Here is a 16,282-nt window from a genome sequence, read left to right as displayed (position 1 = left end):
AAATTCGACTTAAAAGTCAGCCTTAACAGTAGCTTACCAAGCGAAATGCAGATTCAGACTTAATGTTTTGTTACCGGCGCGCGATTTCAGGCCGTTATACGAACGCGAGAAAGTCGTCTTTTCTCGAGGTAAAGCAGGACGCGGAACACAACATAAATGAGGAGACAAACGGCGTTAAACCCCACGATAAGGGGTCTGTATTCAAAATGGCGCGCAAAGACAGAATAGATGGCAATCTCACCGACAGCCGCCACGAACCACAGTACCGGTCCCCATTGCGCACGCATCCACAGCCCGGTTGCCGCAACCGGCATAAGCAGAGCAAGGGCCACGCAAGCCGTCTGCCATTGCCACGGCATGAGGTCGAAACGCCACAGCAAGCCTGGATAAACGCCGATCAGCTTAATCCAGTAATAAACGCCGCTCGCAAGAGCAGCTAAAGCGATCAGCCGTATAAACCAGACAAAGGACCATTCAGTGCCGCTGGGTTGTATATGCTGGTGCAGTTCATCCTGACGCATCAAAAACTCAGTTCCCTCTCGCCAAGATTAGCAAAATACGCATTGACCATTTCCGGCTTCACTTCATCAGTCGAAGCTGGCTTCCAGACAGGTGCTCCATCCTTGTCAATCAAAACCGCGCGTACGCCTTCATAGAAATCATGCCCAGCAAGCATACGCGACGCGATGCGATATTCCATCCGCATACAATCGTCGAGATCCAGTGCGCGACCATCGGCAATCTGGCGGAATGTGACAGCGACACTGGTTGGCGAACGCGTGGCGATAACATTCAGAATATCCGTTGCCGGTTTATTGCCCGTGGCTGCTGCTTTTTCCAAAGCGTCTAGGCATTCGGCAAGCGTCGCATGTGCGAAACTTTCCGCAATAACTTTGCGGGTTTCGGGGACTGTCTCAAAATCGGGATACTGAGCACTGGCCAAAGCACCATCAAGGTCAGCTTTTGCAACCAGGTCATCGCGAAGGTCGTCGAGATCGCTGGCGGCCACTGCATGGGTCGCGATGCCGCTCTGCAGGCAATCGCCCCAGCGAATTCGGTTGCCGGTGAGCGCAAGATAATAGCCGAAATTATCATGGAGATGCGGCAGGAAGGCGCTTCCACCGACATCCGGGAAGAAGCCGATGCCGGTTTCGGGCATCGCAAAAAGCGTATTTTCGGTCACGATCCGGTGCGAACCATGTACGGAAATGCCAGCGCCGCCGCCCATGACGATGCCGTTAAGCAGCGAGATATATGGCTTTGGAAAACGTCCGATGCGGGCATTCAGTCGATATTCATCGCGGAAAAAATCAAAAGCGGGTGTGCCTTCGCGTCCGGCCTTATAGGCTGCAACCACGTCGCCACCGGCGCAGAACGCCCGGCCTTCGCCTTCCAGAATAACACAGGCGACATCCGGATCGGTTTCCCAGGCCTGCAAAGCACGGTCGAGCGCAAGAATCATTTTATGCGTCAAAGCATTGAGCGCCGATGAGCGCGTCAGCTTCACGAGGCCCGCTTTTCCCTTGCGTTCAAAGCTGATTTCACCGCCACCACCGAAATCGATCTGCATCATGTCTCTCCCGTGCGATTAAAGCGGTTCCGGATAAGAATGAACGTTGGAACCACTATAATCATTCCCTCTTGCGCATTATCCCACGCAAAACCGCTTCGCACTTTTGCTGGAAATGCCCTTTTAATCTACGCATTGTCCTAAGCAAAACTGCTTTGCACTTTTGCTGGAAATGCTTTCAATGCGTAGAAAGTGAAACGCCCCGCGTCAATCCTGCGCAGGCCATTGTGCTTGGATTAGCCACTTTTCCCGTGATAAACCGTGCTCATCTGATAACAAGCTTCCGAACCGTTAGATTCCCAAGCTTTCTTCTCTCGGGAACATTTATATGACTGATCGTTTGTCCAACATTTCTTCTGCCAACATTTCAGGCTATGTCGATGACGTGACCGGTGGGCGTCGTCTGCGCCGAATGCGCAAGGCCGACTGGTCACGCAGACTGGTTCAGGAAACACATCTCACGGTGGACGATCTGATCCTGCCATTCTTCCTGACTTACGGAACCAATGTCAGCGAGCCTGTGGACGCGATGCCGGGCGTTGAGCGCTATTCGGTCGATATGGCTGTGCGCATGGCCGAAAAGGCTGCCAAGCTTGGCATTCCCGCGATTGCGCCCTTCCCGCGCGAAAAGGCAGAAGTAAAGACAGAGGACGGCGCTTTCGTTTCAAGCCCGGACAATCTGATCAACCGCGCCGTGCGTGCGATCAAGAAGGAAGTGCCGGAAATCGGTATCATTACCGATGCAGCGCTCGATCCGTTCACAACCCACGGTCATGACGGCATTTTGCGCAATGGCGAAATCATCAACGATGAATCGGTTGCGATGGTCGTGCGCGGTGCGCTCGCACAGGCGGAAGCCGGTGCAGACGTTATCGCACCGTCCGACATGATGGATGGCCGTATCGGCGCTATTCGTCAGGCACTGGATGCGCATGGCTTCAACCATGTACCGATCATGTCCTATGCGACCAAATTCGCATCCGCCTTCTATGGCCCCTATCGCGATGCAATCGGTACAGCTGGTCTGCTGAAGGGCGACAAGAAGACTTATTACATTGATCCAGCAAATCCGGACGAAGCGGTGCGCGAGGCCGAGCAGGACGTGGCTGAAGGCGCTGACATGCTGATGGTTAAGCCTGGGATGCCTTATCTCGACATCATCCATCGCCTGAAAAACACATTCCGCCTGCCGACTTATGCCTATCAGGTATCGGGCGAATATTCGATGATCAAAGCTGCAGGCATGAATGGCTGGATCGACGAAGAAAAAGTCATGATGGAAAGCCTGCTGGCTTTCAAACGCGCAGGCTGTGACGGCATCCTGACCTATTTTGCGCTCGACGTTGCTGAGAAGCTGAAAAGCCAGGGCTAAAATCCGAGACGCTGTTTCCTTGAAATAGCCAGTTTCATACACCACCTTGAGACTGTTCCGCGCAGTGCGGGACAGCGGACGGTTGTTCCCGGACGCTTCTTTTGAAGGACTGGAAGGAAAAATGTCCGACCATATTCTGCACGGCGAAGTCATGGGCCCGCGTTTTGAAAGCCGCGCATTTTTTGAAGGCGTGCGCACACGCCGTATTATGGCTTTTCTTATCGACTATATGATTGTCTTCTTTCTTTGCATCCCGGCAGCAATCGTAATTTTCATCCTTGGAATTCTCACGCTTTCGCTGGGATGGGCGCTCTACGCCATCATGTTCCCGGTAGTCGCATTGTTTTACATATCTCGCACTCTTGGCGGGCCTCAACAGGCCACAAAGGGTATGCAGATGATGAACATCAAATTGGTGCGCCTTGAAGGCGGCACAGTCGATCCGATGCTGGCACTGGTCCACACTGTTCTGTTCTGGGGCCTGAATGTGGTGCTTACACCGTTCATCCTTTTGGCGACACTGGTGATAGACCGTAAGCGTACCGTGCACGACCTCTTGCTTGGTACAGCAGTCATTCGTTCAGACCGCTAAAACAAGCATCAAAAAAATTCAGGGTCGGCTGCACAAAATGTCTATTGACGTTTTGTGCAGCCGGCTCAATCTTTAGGGCATAAAGAGATGGTTCGGTATTGCCGTTTCGTGGATATTGAATGACCCATCAACCGCAACAGTCTCCGCAGTTTTTCTTAACGGCTCCATCGCCCTGCCCGTATCTTGACGGCCAGATGGAACGGAAGGTCTTCACTCATCTTGTGGGTGACAAGGCCAGCGAAATCAATGACCTGCTTACACAGGGCGGTTTCCGTCGTTCTCAGAATATTGCTTATCGTCCGGCCTGCGAGCTTTGTCGCGCCTGCGTTTCTGTGCGTATCCTGACCGGCGAATTTGAGATGAACCGGAGTATGCGCCGGGTCTGGAACCATAATCGCGATCTGATCGGCCGCCAGCACAAGGCACAGCCCAGCACCGAACAATATGCCCTTTTCCGCGATTATCTGGATGCCCGTCACCATTCAGGTGGCATGTCCGATATGACAGTGCTCGATTATGCGATGATGGTCGAAGATACCCACGTCAACACGCAGATTATCGAATATCGCAGACGCGGCCCGGACAGTTTTATCAGCGCGAAAGGCGATGGAGAGCTGATCGCGGTAGCTCTTACCGACGTGATGGCAGACGGCCTGTCTATGGTCTATTCATTCTTCACGCCGCATATGCACGAGCGTTCGCTCGGAACTTTCATGATCCTCGATCATATCCAGCGCGCACGCGCCGCTGGCCTTCCCCATGTCTATCTCGGCTACTGGGTCGAGGGGTCGCGCAAGATGCAATATAAGACGCGCTTCAGGCCACAGGAGCATCTCGGCCCGCGCGGCTGGCAGAAATTTGAGGGCTAGGATCAAGCTCCGAGTCGCTTTTCCATCGGGTACGATAAACGCCCGCTACGCGCCACCTGCGGTGAGCCTATAGCAATATATCCGAGCGCCTCATAGAAGCTGAGTGCCGTGCCCGTGCTGACCAGCTCGACAACTGCACATCCATTGCTCCGTATGCCCTCTTCGAGAGCGAGCATTATAGACTTGCTTACGCCACGAAACCTGAATTCAGGCGAGACATAGTTCAGCAATATCTTGCCCTCTAACGAAGCCTGACCGACACCCGCAATATCATGATCGGCCTCTGCAATAACCGTCAGCTGGCTCGGTGCAGTAATCCATTGAAGAACGTTTTCGGGAGTCTTATTGGCCAGCCAAGGTGAGAGAATATCATTGCGCCCACCGTGATCACCCACGCAAAGCTCTGTTATCGAGCGACGCAAAACCTCACAAACCGCGAAAGAGTCTTTTGGTGTGGCTTGCCTGATTTTCAATGTAATCTCCTAAGGCATGAAGAAAGTAAATTGCTCTTCTTGCCTTAGGCCAAGCTCCATATCAGCGGAAATCGATTACAGAATATAGCTATTTAGAATTTACCCGAACGCGGAAACCCCTTGGGTACCAGACGCCCAGCAGAGGCACGGGCCGCAATCCACTCGACAAGTTCTTCTTTGCTGCGATTGAAGGTACGATCTGCTGAATCCTGCCACGACAGGCCGTCGCTGATCGCGAAAGTACGAACATCGGACACGCCGCCGTCCTTATACTTCTGCAAGCGAACGCCCTTGCCGCGTGTCATTTCAGGAATGTCCGAAAGCGGGAAGACGACCATCTTCCGGTTCTCGCCCACGACCGCAATGTGATCGCCCGAAATGCGCTGGCAAAGCTTGGCCTCATCTGGCGCCTTCACATTCATCACCTGCTTACCCTTGCGGGTATTGGCGACCGCTTCATTCTCGGACACTATGAAGCCATTGCCTTCATGCGATACAAGCAGAAGCTTGGCCTGTGGATCGTGAACGAAGGCCGTCAGGATATCCTGATCATTCTCCATATCAACGAGGATACGGATCGGTTCGCCATGGCCGCGCCCGCCCGGAAGCGTGTTCGCACCAATGGTGAAGAACTTGCCACCCGTCGTGAAGAACAGCAGCTTGTCAGTCGTCTCAGCATGGAAAGCCAGCTTGAGCTTATCGCCTTCCTTGAATGCCAGCGTCGAGAAGTCAGCCATATGGCCCTTCATCGCGCGCAGCCAGCCCTTTTCAGACACAACAATCGTAACCGGTTCACGCTCGATCATCGCCTGATGAATGTCTTCGAGATCATGGCTTGGCGCATCGGCAAAGGTGCTGCGGCGCTTGCCAAGTTTGGTTTCAGGGCCAAACTTCTCACGGACAGCTTTGATTTCCGTGCTGATCTTCTTCCACTGGCGCGTGCCCGAAGCAAGCAAGCCTTCCAGATCGGTCTTTTCAGCAGTCAGACCATCGAATTCTTTGCGAATTTCAAATTCTTCAAGCTTGCGCAAGGAACGCAAGCGCATGTTGAGGATTGCTTCGGCCTGATTATCCGTCAGATCAAAGAACCGCATCAGCTCCTGTTTCGGTTCATCCTCTTCACGAATAATGCGGATGACTTCATCAAGATTGAGATATGCCTTGAGGAAACCGCCAAGGATTTCCAGCCGCTTTTCGATTTCTGCCAGACGGTATTCGGAACGGCGAACGAGCACTTCCTTGCGATGTTCAAGCCATTCTTTGAGCACGCCGCCCAGTGACAGAACATTCGGCACTTTACCGTGCGAGAGCACGTTCATGTTGAGCGAAACGCGGTTCTCAAGCTCGGTCAGCTTGAAAAGCGATTCCATCAGCAGTTCAGGATCGACCGTGCGGTTCTTCGGCTCCAGAACGATGCGGATGTCTTCAGCAGACTCGTCGCGAATATCGTCGAGCAGTGGCAGCTTCTTGGCCAGAAGCAGCTCTGCAATCTTCTCGATCAGGCGCGACTTCTGAACCTGATATGGGATCTCGGTGACAACAATCACCCAGGTTCCGCGATTGCCCTCTTCCTTTTCCCAGCGCGCGCGTGCGCGGAAAGAACCACGCCCGGTGCGATAGGCTTCGAGAATGTTGGCATGCTCTTCCACCAGGATGCCGCCGGTCGGGAAATCGGGACCACGCACCTTGCACTTCAATAGTGCTGCCGGATCGGTTTCCGCTTCCTTCTTCAGCTCTTCCCATTGTTCCGGCGAAGTGACGAGTTCTTCAACAGTCGCTTCGGGATGATTGATAAGATAGAGCGCCGACGAGCACAGCTCCGCCACATTATGCGGCGGAATATTGGTGGCCATGCCGACCGCAATACCGGCCGAGCCATTGGCAAGCAGGTTCGGGAACGCGCCCGGAAGGACGATGGGTTCCTCGTCCTCTTCATTATAGGTCGGGCGGAAGTCGATGGCGTTTTCGGTAATGCCTTCAAGAAGCAGCGTTGCGACCTCGGTCATCCGCGCTTCGGTATAACGCATCGCAGCCGCATTATCGCCGTCAATGTTGCCGAAGTTGCCCTGCCCGTCCACGAGCGGATAACGCACGGCAAAATCCTGCGCCAGACGCACAAGCGCGTCGTAAATCGAGGCGTCGCCGTGTGGGTGGAATTTACCCATAACGTCACCGACGATACGCGCGCATTTTGCATAGGCCTGATCGGGATTGAGTCGCAACAGGCGCATTGCATGCATGATGCGGCGATGAACCGGCTTCAAACCGTCGCGCACATCCGGCAGCGCACGATGCATGATCGTGGACAGCGCATAAGCGAGGTAGCGTTCCTCGAGGGCCGATTTAAGATCAACCCGTTCGATGTGTTCGTCGCCGTCGTCCGGCGGAATCAGACTTTTACCCATAGTTCTCAGTACCAATTGCGCGATTCGTCAGCAAGTGGGGATGAGAACCAATCCAGTACATTCGTCGCAATGTTGCCGTCATTTAGCTTCTATACGGGAATTGTAGAGGTTTTCTCCACAACTTATACGTAACGAATGAAACAGGCTGTTTTTCCTTGCGTAAAGGCTTATGAAGGCTATCTAAAATTTACCAAATGATCAGGAGCCAATAAATGAAGGTTTTCGTTGTTAGCAAGCAGGCCGTGCGCGTCTTCGCAGCAAGCACCGCGCTCTCGCTTGTTCTTGGCAGTGCGGCAATGGCTGCAGATGCAAATGCAGTCGCAGAGCGCGTTAAAGCCCTCTATACAAAGCAGGGCGGAGAGCTGAACTTCGCCGAAGTTAAGGCTGACGGCGACAACATTTTGCTCAAAGGCACAACAATCAAGCTGCCTACCATCTCTGACCGCGCGACGCCTGTCGGCGATATAACGCTCGAAAACGTGCAGGACACGCCAGAAGGCGGCTATAGCATCGAAAAAGTTGCGGTTGCGGACTTGGACTTCGCTCCTGAAGGCGCGGACAAGAACGATAAAGCCACGATCAAAGGCATCTCGATGGAGAACGTTATTCTCCCATCCGAGAAAGCCGAAGGCCCGCTCGCCAAGATGGTCTTCTACGACAAGATGAAGATCGACGAGTTCTCGGTTGGCACTCCAGGCAAAGATGGCGCTCTGATCAAGGGCATGGAAGTGACTCTGAATTCGGCCAACAAAGCCGAAAAAATCGACTACAATCTCACCATTGCCGATATTGATGCGACTTTCGACAAGAACGGCAAGAACCCGCTCGCTCCACTCGATATGAGCGCTCTTAAGGGTTCGATCAACTCGAAGGGTACATGGCTGCCGACTTCGGGCAATGCGACGCTGGATCAGTTTGAAATCAATGCTGAAGAACTCGGCAAGATCAATCTGACCGCTGCTATCGACGGCTATGATCTGTCTTTCGTAGAAGCTCTGCAGAAGACACAGGAAAACATGGCCAAGGCTGATGCAGAAAAAGACGCAGCTGGCCTCGCTCTTCTCGGTCTCGCTGAACAGCTGAGCCTCAAGAACCTGTCGATCCGCTTTGACAACGAAGAACTCACACAGAAGCTGCTCGAATATTACGGCAAGCAGCAGGGTGCCGATGGCAAGCAGCTCGGCGAACAGCTGAAGATGATGGTTCCGCTGATGGCAACACAGCTCAAGAACCCTGAATTTGCCCAGCAGCTCAAGGCCGCAGCTGAAAAGTACTTCGACGATCCAAAGTCGCTGACCGTTTCGGCTTCGCCTGACCAGTCGGTAAGCTTCGCGTCCATCGTTGCGACCGCTTCGCTCGACCCGACAAAGCTGATCCAGCTTCTGAAAGTTGGCGTTGAAGCCAACAACTGATCGAACTCAGGTTCATCAAACAAAACCCGGTGAGTTCTGCTCACCGGGTTTTCTTTTGCCGTACTGATAAGGTCAAAGAAAAAGCCCGGTCTCGCGACCGGGCTTTTGATTTTCAAACCGGAGAAGATCAGCTCTTCTGGGTTGGCGCTAAGCGAATATGAAGATCGCGCAGCTGCGCTGGCGACACTTCCGAAGGTGCATTCATCAGAAGATCGAGCGCCTGCTGGTTCATCGGGAACAGCGAGATTTCGCGCAGGTTCTTTGCACCAACGAGCAGCATGATAACGCGATCAACACCGGCCGCCATGCCGCCATGTGGAGGCGCGCCATACTGGAATGCACGATAAAGGCCGCCGAAGCGCTCTTCCACGTCCTGCTGGCTGAGGCCGACCTTTTCAAACGCCTTGACCATGACATCCGGCAGCTGGTTACGGATCGAACCGGAAGCGATTTCAAAGCCGTTGCAGACCAGATCGTACTGGTAAGCCTTGAGCGTCAGCGGGTCCTGCGTTTCCAGTGCTTCCATGCCACCCTGCGGCATCGAGAACGGGTTGTGCGCGAAGTCGAGCTTCTTGTTGTCTTCGTCCCATTCATAGAACGGGAAGTCGATGATCCAGGCCAGTTCAAAGCGATCACGGTCAACGAGGTTCAGTTCTTCACCAGCGCGCGTACGGGCATCGCCTGCGAATTTGTAGAACTTCGATGGCTGACCTGCTACGAAGAAGCAGGCATCGCCATCGCCGAGACCCAGCTGGTTGCGGAGCGCTTCGGTGCGTTCTTCACCAATGTTCTTGGCAATCGGGCCAGCGCCTTCAAGCTTATCGCCTTCCTTGCGCCAGAAGATGTAGCCGAGACCCGGCTGACCTTCGCCCTGCGCCCATGAATTCATGCGGTCACAGAATGCGCGGCTACCACCGGTCTTTGCCGGGATTGCCCAGACTTCGACCTTTGGATCGTTGGCGATCATGTTCGCGAAGACCTTGAAGCCGGAACCAGCGAAATGCTCGGTTACGGCCTGCATTTCAATCGGGTTACGCAGATCAGGCTTGTCCGAACCATAGGTGCGGATCGCGTCGTCATAAGCGATGCGGCGGAACTGCTGCGTGACAGGCTTGCCTTCGGCAAACTCTTCAAAGATGCCGCGCATGACTGGTTCCATCGTTTCCCAGATTTCTTCCTGGGTCACGAAGCTCATTTCAAGGTCGAGCTGATAGAATTCACCCGGCAGACGGTCCGCACGCGGATCTTCATCGCGGAAGCAAGGTGCAATCTGGAAGTAGCGGTCGAAACCGGCAACCATCAGGAGCTGCTTGTACTGCTGCGGAGCCTGCGGCAGCGCGTAGAACTTGCCTTCATGAATACGGCTTGGCACGAGGAAGTCGCGCGCGCCTTCCGGCGAAGAAGCCGTCAGAATTGGCGTCGAAAACTCATTGAAGCCGATCTCGGTCATGCGGCGACGCATCGCTGCAATGATCTTCGTGCGGCTCATGATATTCTTGTGCAGCGTTTCGCGGCGCAGATCGAGGAAGCGGTACTTAAGGCGAATGTCTTCCGGATAGTCCGGCTCGCCAAACACTGGCAGCGGCAGTTCCTTGGCGGCAGCCAGAACTTCGATCTCGGTTGCGAAGATTTCAACATCGCCGGTCGGCAAATTGGCATTCACAGCTTCATCTGCGCGGGCCTTCACTTCACCGTCAACACGGATGACCCATTCGCCACGAACGGTTTCGGCAATCTTGAACGCTGGCGAATCAGGATCTGCAACAACCTGAGTGAGGCCATAATGATCGCGAATGTCGATGAAGAGGATGCCACCATGGTCACGGACGCGATGAACCCAGCCAGACAGACGGACTTTTGAACCAACATCCGATTTGCGAAGGGCTGCGCAGGTATGGCTGCGATAACGGTGCATGATTTCTGCCTTTTGGAACTTTATAAATCTTGTGCAGGCAAAGCGCTGCAATTCCGGCGGAAAAGCGCATTTTGATCACGCTTTGTCAAGCCGATACTGCCTGTATCCGGGCACGTATCCGGCCTTGTTAAACCAGCTTGACGGATTATGTCGACAAAAATCACTATTTACGTGTTATTCCATCGCTATATGCTTCTTGCTGTGCGGCCAACAGCCCAAAGCAGCCCACCATTATCCAGTGATCGTTTCAATCTGACTGAATCATATCGAAGCGCGCGCTAATCCTCTGTTAAACGTGCATCTTGTCCGAAAATCGCTTCACAGTTTTCGGGATGCGCTCTAAAAGAAAAACATGCAGCTCATCACGACCACAGAGGCCCTTGAAGAGGCCGTATCCGCCCTAGCCAAATCCGACTTCGTAACGGTCGATACCGAATTCATTCGGGAAACGACCTTCTGGCCGGAACTCTGTCTTATTCAGATGGCTTCGCCCGATCATACCGCTCTGGTCGATGCACTGGCGCCCGGTCTCGATCTTGCGCCTTTCTTCCGGCTGATGGCCGATGAAAAGGTGGTCAAGGTGTTCCACGCCGCACGTCAGGACATTGAAATCGTCTTCCACTTGGGCAACCTGATCCCTGCCCCGATTTTTGACAGCCAGGTTGCTGCCATGGTCTGCGGCTTTGGCGATGCCATTTCCTATGACGCTCTGGTTCAGAAAGTCACTGGGAAACACATCGACAAGTCATCGCGCTTCACCGACTGGCGCCGCCGCCCGCTGTCTGAAAAGCAGCTCGATTATGCGCTGGCCGATGTCACCTATCTGCGCGACATCTACCTTTATCTGAAAGATGAGCTTCAGAAAGAAGGCCGTAGCGAGTGGGTCAACGAGGAAATGGCTGTTCTCAGCGCGCGTGAGACCTATGACCTTCATCCAGATGATGCCTGGAAGCGTGTGAAGACGCGTATGCGCAAGCCAATCGAGCTTGCTATCGTTCAGTCCGTTGCGGCATGGCGCGAACGTGAAGCGCGCGAACGTAATGTTCCGCGTGGCCGCGTCATCAAGGATGACACGATCGCTGAAATCGCCCAGCAGCAGCCAAAAGATGCGGAAGCGCTCGGACGTCTTCGTTCGATCCCGAAGGGCTGGGAACGTTCGGCTCAGGCGGCAGGCTTGGTGAATGCCATTCAGGCGGCACTGGCTATTCCAAAAGAAGATCTGCCAAAGTTGCCAAAGCAGTCTCATTCGCCAGAAGGCAGTGCTGCAGCTGCAGATATTCTTAAAGTGCTGCTCAAGCTTGTGACCGAAGAACACGGCGTTGCAGCCAAGATCGTCGCAAGCTCCGATGATATCGACAAGATTGCAGCCGAAGGCGAGAATGCCAATGTGCCCGCACTTCAGGGCTGGCGTCGCGAAGTGTTCGGCCAGAAAGCACTCGATCTCATTGAAGGCAAAATCGGCATTAAATTTGAGAACCGGCGTATTCAAGCTGTCGAATTATAGCATTTCCAGCAAAAGTGCGAAGCAGTTTTGCGTCGGATAATGCGTAAAAACAAACAGTTACAGCGGTTCCAACGATTCATTCTTAACTGGAACCGCTGTAAACTAAGTAAAAAGGCCGGCGGAGAAAACTCTCGCCGGCCTTTCGATTTATCAGTCATACTCTTTTCAATGATGCTCGTTCGCGTCAATCGCACTGTCGCCGATGGCAAAGAAGAGGTTCTTTCCCGTCAGCTTTGAAAGCTGCTGTAAACGCCCTTCAGGGCGGTCAGAAATCAGATCGGCGATATCTCCCGGTACGACCAGTGCAATGCCGTTGTCTTCCTCACGCCAGTAAAGACGCGGGATTACGCCCGGCATAGATGCCGATAGCAGATAGATGACGCGAAGCAGCGCACCCAGAAGCTTTGCCCGCTCACGCAGGCGCGGTGAGGCAAGCTGCAGGATTTCCGGCGCAATCTCGTCTTCGACCAATCCTTCATGGCGGTAGTAATTCGCAAGAGCCATGAAAGAACGGCCAGGATGATCGATGCCGCCGAACGAACCATGCGCAATGATGTTCAACGCCTGCGAGCCCCGATAGTCGGGATGCGCGCGCCAGCTGATATCAGCCACCAGACACGCCGCCTGACGATAGCGGCTCTCATCTTCAGTTTCATCGAAACCGAGAACGGGAAGCGAAAGCGTTGTCCATGTTGCGAGCTCGCGTGCATGACGCGGCGAACGTGAACGCAGGATTGCCAGCTCTTCTGCAGAAGACAAAAGCGGATCAAGCCGCTGTTCGTTCTTGGGCAGCAGCGAATACAAGTAACCTTCACGAACTCCCAGCGCCGAGAATACGATCTTGGAGGGTTTCATGCGCCGAATGGTTTCGAGCAGAACCGTAGCGCCATAAGCAAGAAGCTGGCGACGATTTTTGGATACTGCTTCGATGCCGCGCATCGTGTCGATATTGCCTCTGGCAACCCGCGTGAGAAAGCTTTTTGCTTCCACCGGGTCCATCTCATAGCCATGCATGACGTGCAGCGGGTAATGCTTGGCCGTCATATGTAGCTTGGCGAGATTTCGCCACGTACCACCCACCGCGTAGAAGACTTCTCCCTGATGCTCTTCAAGAAGTGTCGCGCGTGCAAGCTCGGTGCGGGTGATTTTGGCGGCTTCAGGCAATTGTTCGTTCGACATATCCTGCAGACGCAGGCCACCGAGCGGGAGGGTAATCCCCTCACCGACCTCATGGTCATTGACGCCAACCAGTTCCAAACTACCACCGCCAAGGTCGCCAGTTACACCCTGCGGTTTGTAGAAACCGGAAATGATTCCCAAAGCGGAGTAATAGGCTTCTTCCTTGCCCGACAACACTTCAATGTGCCGTCCAAGAATAGCCTCGGCCTGAGAAATGAAATCAGGACCGTTTTTCGCCTCGCGTGCTGCGGCTGTTGCCAGCGCATGAATGGAAATCGCACCCGCTTGTTCGGCCAGAACGCGAAAACGCTTCAATGCGCGCAGGGCGATATCGACGGATTTCTCATTGAGCTTTCCGGTCTTGGCCAATCCTTTGCCAAGACCGCAGAGAAGCTTTTCATTGAAAAGCACTGTCGGAGACCGGACAATGCCTTCGTAAACAACGACACGGATCGAGTTGGAACCAATATCGATTACCGCGACGGGCTTGAGGCCTTTCAACCGGCCTTGTGCTACTGCTGGACTCATGAAGTCGTGTTTCTTTCCGCCTGCGCACGTTTACGATGCGCAATCAGACGGGGGGCAGATGACTTCAGCGACTTTCCGCGACCCGACAAGCTTGGATTTGTCATGAAATATTCCTGCGCGTTGAAAGCTTCCTCTCCATCTTCTTTTTCTATCCGGCGAGAGGTGCCGTCCGCAAGTAGCTGATAGCTCTGCTGGTTATCAATTATGTTGGCAAACATGATTTGCGACAGGATTTGCTGATGCACAGTGGCATTGGTAATGGGCACCAGTGTCTCTACGCGACGGTCGAGATTGCGCGGCATCATATCGGCAGAACCGATATAGACAATTGCCTTGTCTGAAGGCAGATCATGCCCGTTTCCGAAGCAGAAAATGCGGCTATGCTCGAGAAAACGCCCGACAATCGACTTTGCGCGAATGTTGTCTGAGAGGCCAGGAACACCCGGTCTCAGACAGCAGATGCCACGCACGACGAGGTCCACATGCACGCCCGCCTGACTGGCCTTGTAAAGCGCGTCAATAATCTGTGGATCAACGAGCGAGTTCATCTTCATCCAGATGGCTGCAGGCTTATGAGCCTTCGCATTGGTGATCTCGTCATCGATATGCTTCAAGATTCGCGTGCGCAAGGTAAGCGGTGAAATCCCGATCTTCATTTCTTCAGCAGGCTGCGCATAGCCGGTGATGAAGTTGAAGATATGCGCCACATCGCGTGCGATATCGGCATCGGAAGTGAAGAATGAAAGGTCGGTGTAAATACGCGCTGTGATCGGGTGGTAGTTGCCCGTTCCAAGGTGAACATAAGAACGCAGCTTCTGGTCTTCACGGCGAACAACCAGCGACATCTTTGCGTGCGTCTTCAATTCGATAAAGCCGAAGACCACCTGAACGCCTGCGCGCTCCAGATCGCGTGCCCAGCGAATATTGGCTTCTTCATCGAAGCGAGCCTTCAGCTCAACAAGGGCTGTGACCGACTTGCCAGCTTCTGCCGCATCGACGAGCGCACGCACGATCGGGCTGTCATTGGAGGTACGGTAAAGCGTCTGCTTGATTGCCAACACATCCGGATCAGCTGCGGCCTGACGCAGAAACTGCACCACCACATCAAATGATTCATATGGATGGTGGACCACAATGTCCTTTTCACGAATCGCGGCAAAGCAATCGCCGCCGTGCTCGCGAATGCGCTCAGGGAAACGCGGATTGTAAGACACAAATTTCAGGTCATCGCGCGGGATCGAAACGACTTCCGAAATCATGTTGAGCGCCAGAAGACCTTCCAGAACGCTTATGCGGTTTTCCGAGACACCCAGTTCGGTGGCAACGAAAACACGCAGCGCTTCCGGGATTTCAGCATCGAACTCGATGCGGATCACCTGACCGCGGCGACGGCGCTTCAGAGCTGTTTCAAAAAGGCGGACCAGATCTTCCGCTTCTTCTTCGACTTCGATATCGCTGTCGCGAATGATGCGGAATGTACCGGCACCGCGCACCTCATAGCCCGGGAACAGACGACCGATAAACAGGCTGACTGCATCTTCAATGGTGATAAAACGGAACGCGTTCTGCTGCTCGGTCGGCAACTGGATGAAGCGCTTCAGGGCAACCGGAATGCGCAACAGCGCCGTCATCGGATGACCATCAAGACGACGCGCAAGCTGCAATGCAATCGAGAAGCCCAGATTTGGAATGAACGGGAACGGGTGCGCAGGATCGATTGAAAGCGGCGTCAGAACCGGGAAAATTGTTTCCAGGAAGTGACCTTCCAGCCAATCTTTTTCGGTCTTCGACAAGGTCGATGCGCGTACGATCTCGATATTCTCTTTTTCAAGTTCTTCGCGAAGCGTACGCAGACGTTCCTGCTGGCCTTCCTGCAGGCGGCCAACTTCTTCCAGAACGAAATCAAGCTGCTCCTGCGGCGTGCGACCATCGGCGCTGCGCATGGCAACACCTGCACGCACCTGTGCAGCAAGCCCTGCAATACGCACCATGAAGAATTCATCGAGGTTGGCTGCCGAAATCGACAGGAAGCGCAGACGCTCCAGCAGTGGCTGACGCGTATTGCCTGCTTCTTCGAGAACACGACGGTTAAACTGCAGCCAGGAAAACTCGCGATTGACGAAGCGTTCAGGGCTTTGCATCAGCTCTGCTGTCTTGTCAGTGTTCAAAGCTTCGTGAGCGTTTTGAACTTTGCTGGCATTCTGGTTTGCAGAATGGTCATTTGCCGCCTGATCTGCCACATGTGCGGTCAAATCGGCGGCCTGGGTTGCCACAACGCTGTTTTCGTTCATTTTTCCTGTCCCGGTTACTACCGGCAAATCCCGGCGCGACGATAAGCCTATGGCTGTCATATGACAGTTTGATAGCAAACCGCTTGAAATGTCCCCAGAATTGATGAAAACGCTTCCAGAAACAAGCCGTTCGCGGTAAACGCTTGAAAAATAGCCATCCCAATTTGAATGC

At 53.8% G+C, this 16,282-nt stretch carries 12 protein-coding genes; 5 read left to right on the top strand and 7 right to left on the bottom strand.

Going from position 1 to position 16,282, the window contains the following annotated elements:
• Positions 1 to 86 precede the first annotated feature (86 nt).
• Positions 87 to 521, bottom strand: a complete 435-nt coding sequence (locus KMS41_03585; protein ID QWK78335.1) for a hypothetical protein — start codon at positions 519 to 521, stop codon at positions 87 to 89.
• Positions 521 to 1,570, bottom strand: a complete 1,050-nt coding sequence (locus KMS41_03580; GenBank protein QWK78761.1) for an enoyl-CoA hydratase/isomerase family protein — start codon at positions 1,568 to 1,570, stop codon at positions 521 to 523. The genes KMS41_03585 and KMS41_03580 overlap by 1 nt, the downstream gene beginning before the upstream one ends.
• A 328-nt stretch (positions 1,571 to 1,898) precedes the next feature.
• Between KMS41_03580 and hemB the strand changes: the two genes are divergently transcribed.
• The 3 genes from hemB (at position 1,899) to KMS41_03565 (ending at position 4,403) form a co-directional block, all read left to right on the top strand.
• Entirely contained in the window at positions 1,899 to 2,942 is a 1,044-nt protein-coding gene (gene hemB, locus KMS41_03575) for a porphobilinogen synthase (protein ID QWK78334.1), read from the top strand.
• A gap of 121 nt (positions 2,943 to 3,063) precedes the next feature.
• The gene (locus tag KMS41_03570) at positions 3,064 to 3,534 is read left to right on the top strand and encodes an RDD family protein (GenBank protein QWK78333.1); all 471 of its coding nucleotides are present in this window, start codon (positions 3,064 to 3,066) and stop codon (positions 3,532 to 3,534) included.
• A gap of 119 nt (positions 3,535 to 3,653) precedes the next feature.
• Positions 3,654 to 4,403, top strand: coding sequence for an arginyltransferase (locus KMS41_03565; protein QWK78332.1), 750 nt, complete (start codon positions 3,654 to 3,656; stop codon positions 4,401 to 4,403).
• 2 nt (positions 4,404 to 4,405) lie between these two features.
• Here KMS41_03565 and KMS41_03560 read toward each other — a convergent pair whose 3' ends face one another.
• On the bottom strand, positions 4,406 to 4,876 hold the full coding sequence (locus KMS41_03560) for a GNAT family N-acetyltransferase (GenBank protein ID QWK78331.1): 471 nt from the start codon (positions 4,874 to 4,876) through the stop codon (positions 4,406 to 4,408).
• A 92-nt stretch (positions 4,877 to 4,968) separates the two neighbouring features.
• Complete coding sequence (locus tag KMS41_03555) at positions 4,969 to 7,281, bottom strand: DNA topoisomerase IV subunit A (protein QWK78330.1); 2,313 nt, start codon at positions 7,279 to 7,281, stop codon at positions 4,969 to 4,971.
• Between the two features lie 212 nt (positions 7,282 to 7,493).
• Between KMS41_03555 and KMS41_03550 the strand changes: the two genes are divergently transcribed.
• Positions 7,494 to 8,693 (top strand): hypothetical protein, encoded by a 1,200-nt coding sequence (locus KMS41_03550; GenBank protein QWK78329.1) that lies wholly within the window; start codon positions 7,494 to 7,496, stop codon positions 8,691 to 8,693.
• Between the two features lie 127 nt (positions 8,694 to 8,820).
• Here KMS41_03550 and aspS read toward each other — a convergent pair whose 3' ends face one another.
• A complete protein-coding gene (aspS, locus tag KMS41_03545) occupies positions 8,821 to 10,608 on the bottom strand; it encodes an aspartate--tRNA ligase (protein QWK78328.1) in 1,788 nt (595 codons plus the stop codon).
• A gap of 352 nt (positions 10,609 to 10,960) precedes the next feature.
• On the opposite strand from aspS, the gene rnd reads away from it, so the two are divergent.
• Positions 10,961 to 12,112 (top strand): ribonuclease D, encoded by a 1,152-nt coding sequence (gene rnd, locus KMS41_03540; GenBank protein ID QWK78327.1) that lies wholly within the window; start codon positions 10,961 to 10,963, stop codon positions 12,110 to 12,112.
• 165 nt (positions 12,113 to 12,277) lie between these two features.
• On the opposite strand, the gene ppx is transcribed toward rnd, so the two are convergent.
• Positions 12,278 to 13,819, bottom strand: coding sequence for an exopolyphosphatase (ppx, locus tag KMS41_03535; GenBank protein ID QWK78326.1), 1,542 nt, complete (start codon positions 13,817 to 13,819; stop codon positions 12,278 to 12,280).
• A complete protein-coding gene (locus KMS41_03530) occupies positions 13,816 to 16,110 on the bottom strand; it encodes an RNA degradosome polyphosphate kinase (GenBank protein QWK78325.1) in 2,295 nt (764 codons plus the stop codon). Before KMS41_03530 ends, ppx begins: the two co-directional genes overlap by 4 nt.
• Positions 16,111 to 16,282 lie beyond the last annotated feature (172 nt).

It is taken from the genome of Ochrobactrum sp. BTU1 (genome assembly GCA_018798825.1).
GTDB lineage: Bacteria > Pseudomonadota > Alphaproteobacteria > Rhizobiales > Rhizobiaceae > Brucella.
This window is presented reverse-complemented; position numbering and strand designations above follow the sequence as displayed.

Bases quoted from the DNA above. Each gene is read 5' to 3' on its own strand.
- KMS41_03585 (QWK78335.1), bottom strand. From the start codon at position 521: ATGCGTCAGGATGAACTGCACCAGCATATACAACCCAGCGGCACTGAA.
- KMS41_03580 (QWK78761.1), bottom strand. From the start codon at position 1,570: ATGCAGATCGATTTCGGTGGTGGCGGTGAAATCAGCTTTGAACGCAAG.
- hemB (QWK78334.1), top strand. From the start codon at position 1,899: ATGACTGATCGTTTGTCCAACATTTCTTCTGCCAACATTTCAGGCTAT.
- KMS41_03570 (QWK78333.1), top strand. From the start codon at position 3,064: ATGTCCGACCATATTCTGCACGGCGAAGTCATGGGCCCGCGTTTTGAA.
- KMS41_03565 (QWK78332.1), top strand. From the start codon at position 3,654: ATGACCCATCAACCGCAACAGTCTCCGCAGTTTTTCTTAACGGCTCCA.
- KMS41_03555 (QWK78330.1), bottom strand. From the start codon at position 7,281: ATGGGTAAAAGTCTGATTCCGCCGGACGACGGCGACGAACACATCGAA.
- KMS41_03550 (QWK78329.1), top strand. From the start codon at position 7,494: ATGAAGGTTTTCGTTGTTAGCAAGCAGGCCGTGCGCGTCTTCGCAGCA.
- aspS (QWK78328.1), bottom strand. From the start codon at position 10,608: ATGCACCGTTATCGCAGCCATACCTGCGCAGCCCTTCGCAAATCGGAT.
- rnd (QWK78327.1), top strand. From the start codon at position 10,961: ATGCAGCTCATCACGACCACAGAGGCCCTTGAAGAGGCCGTATCCGCC.
- ppx (QWK78326.1), bottom strand. From the start codon at position 13,819: ATGAGTCCAGCAGTAGCACAAGGCCGGTTGAAAGGCCTCAAGCCCGTC.
- KMS41_03530 (QWK78325.1), bottom strand. From the start codon at position 16,110: ATGAACGAAAACAGCGTTGTGGCAACCCAGGCCGCCGATTTGACCGCA.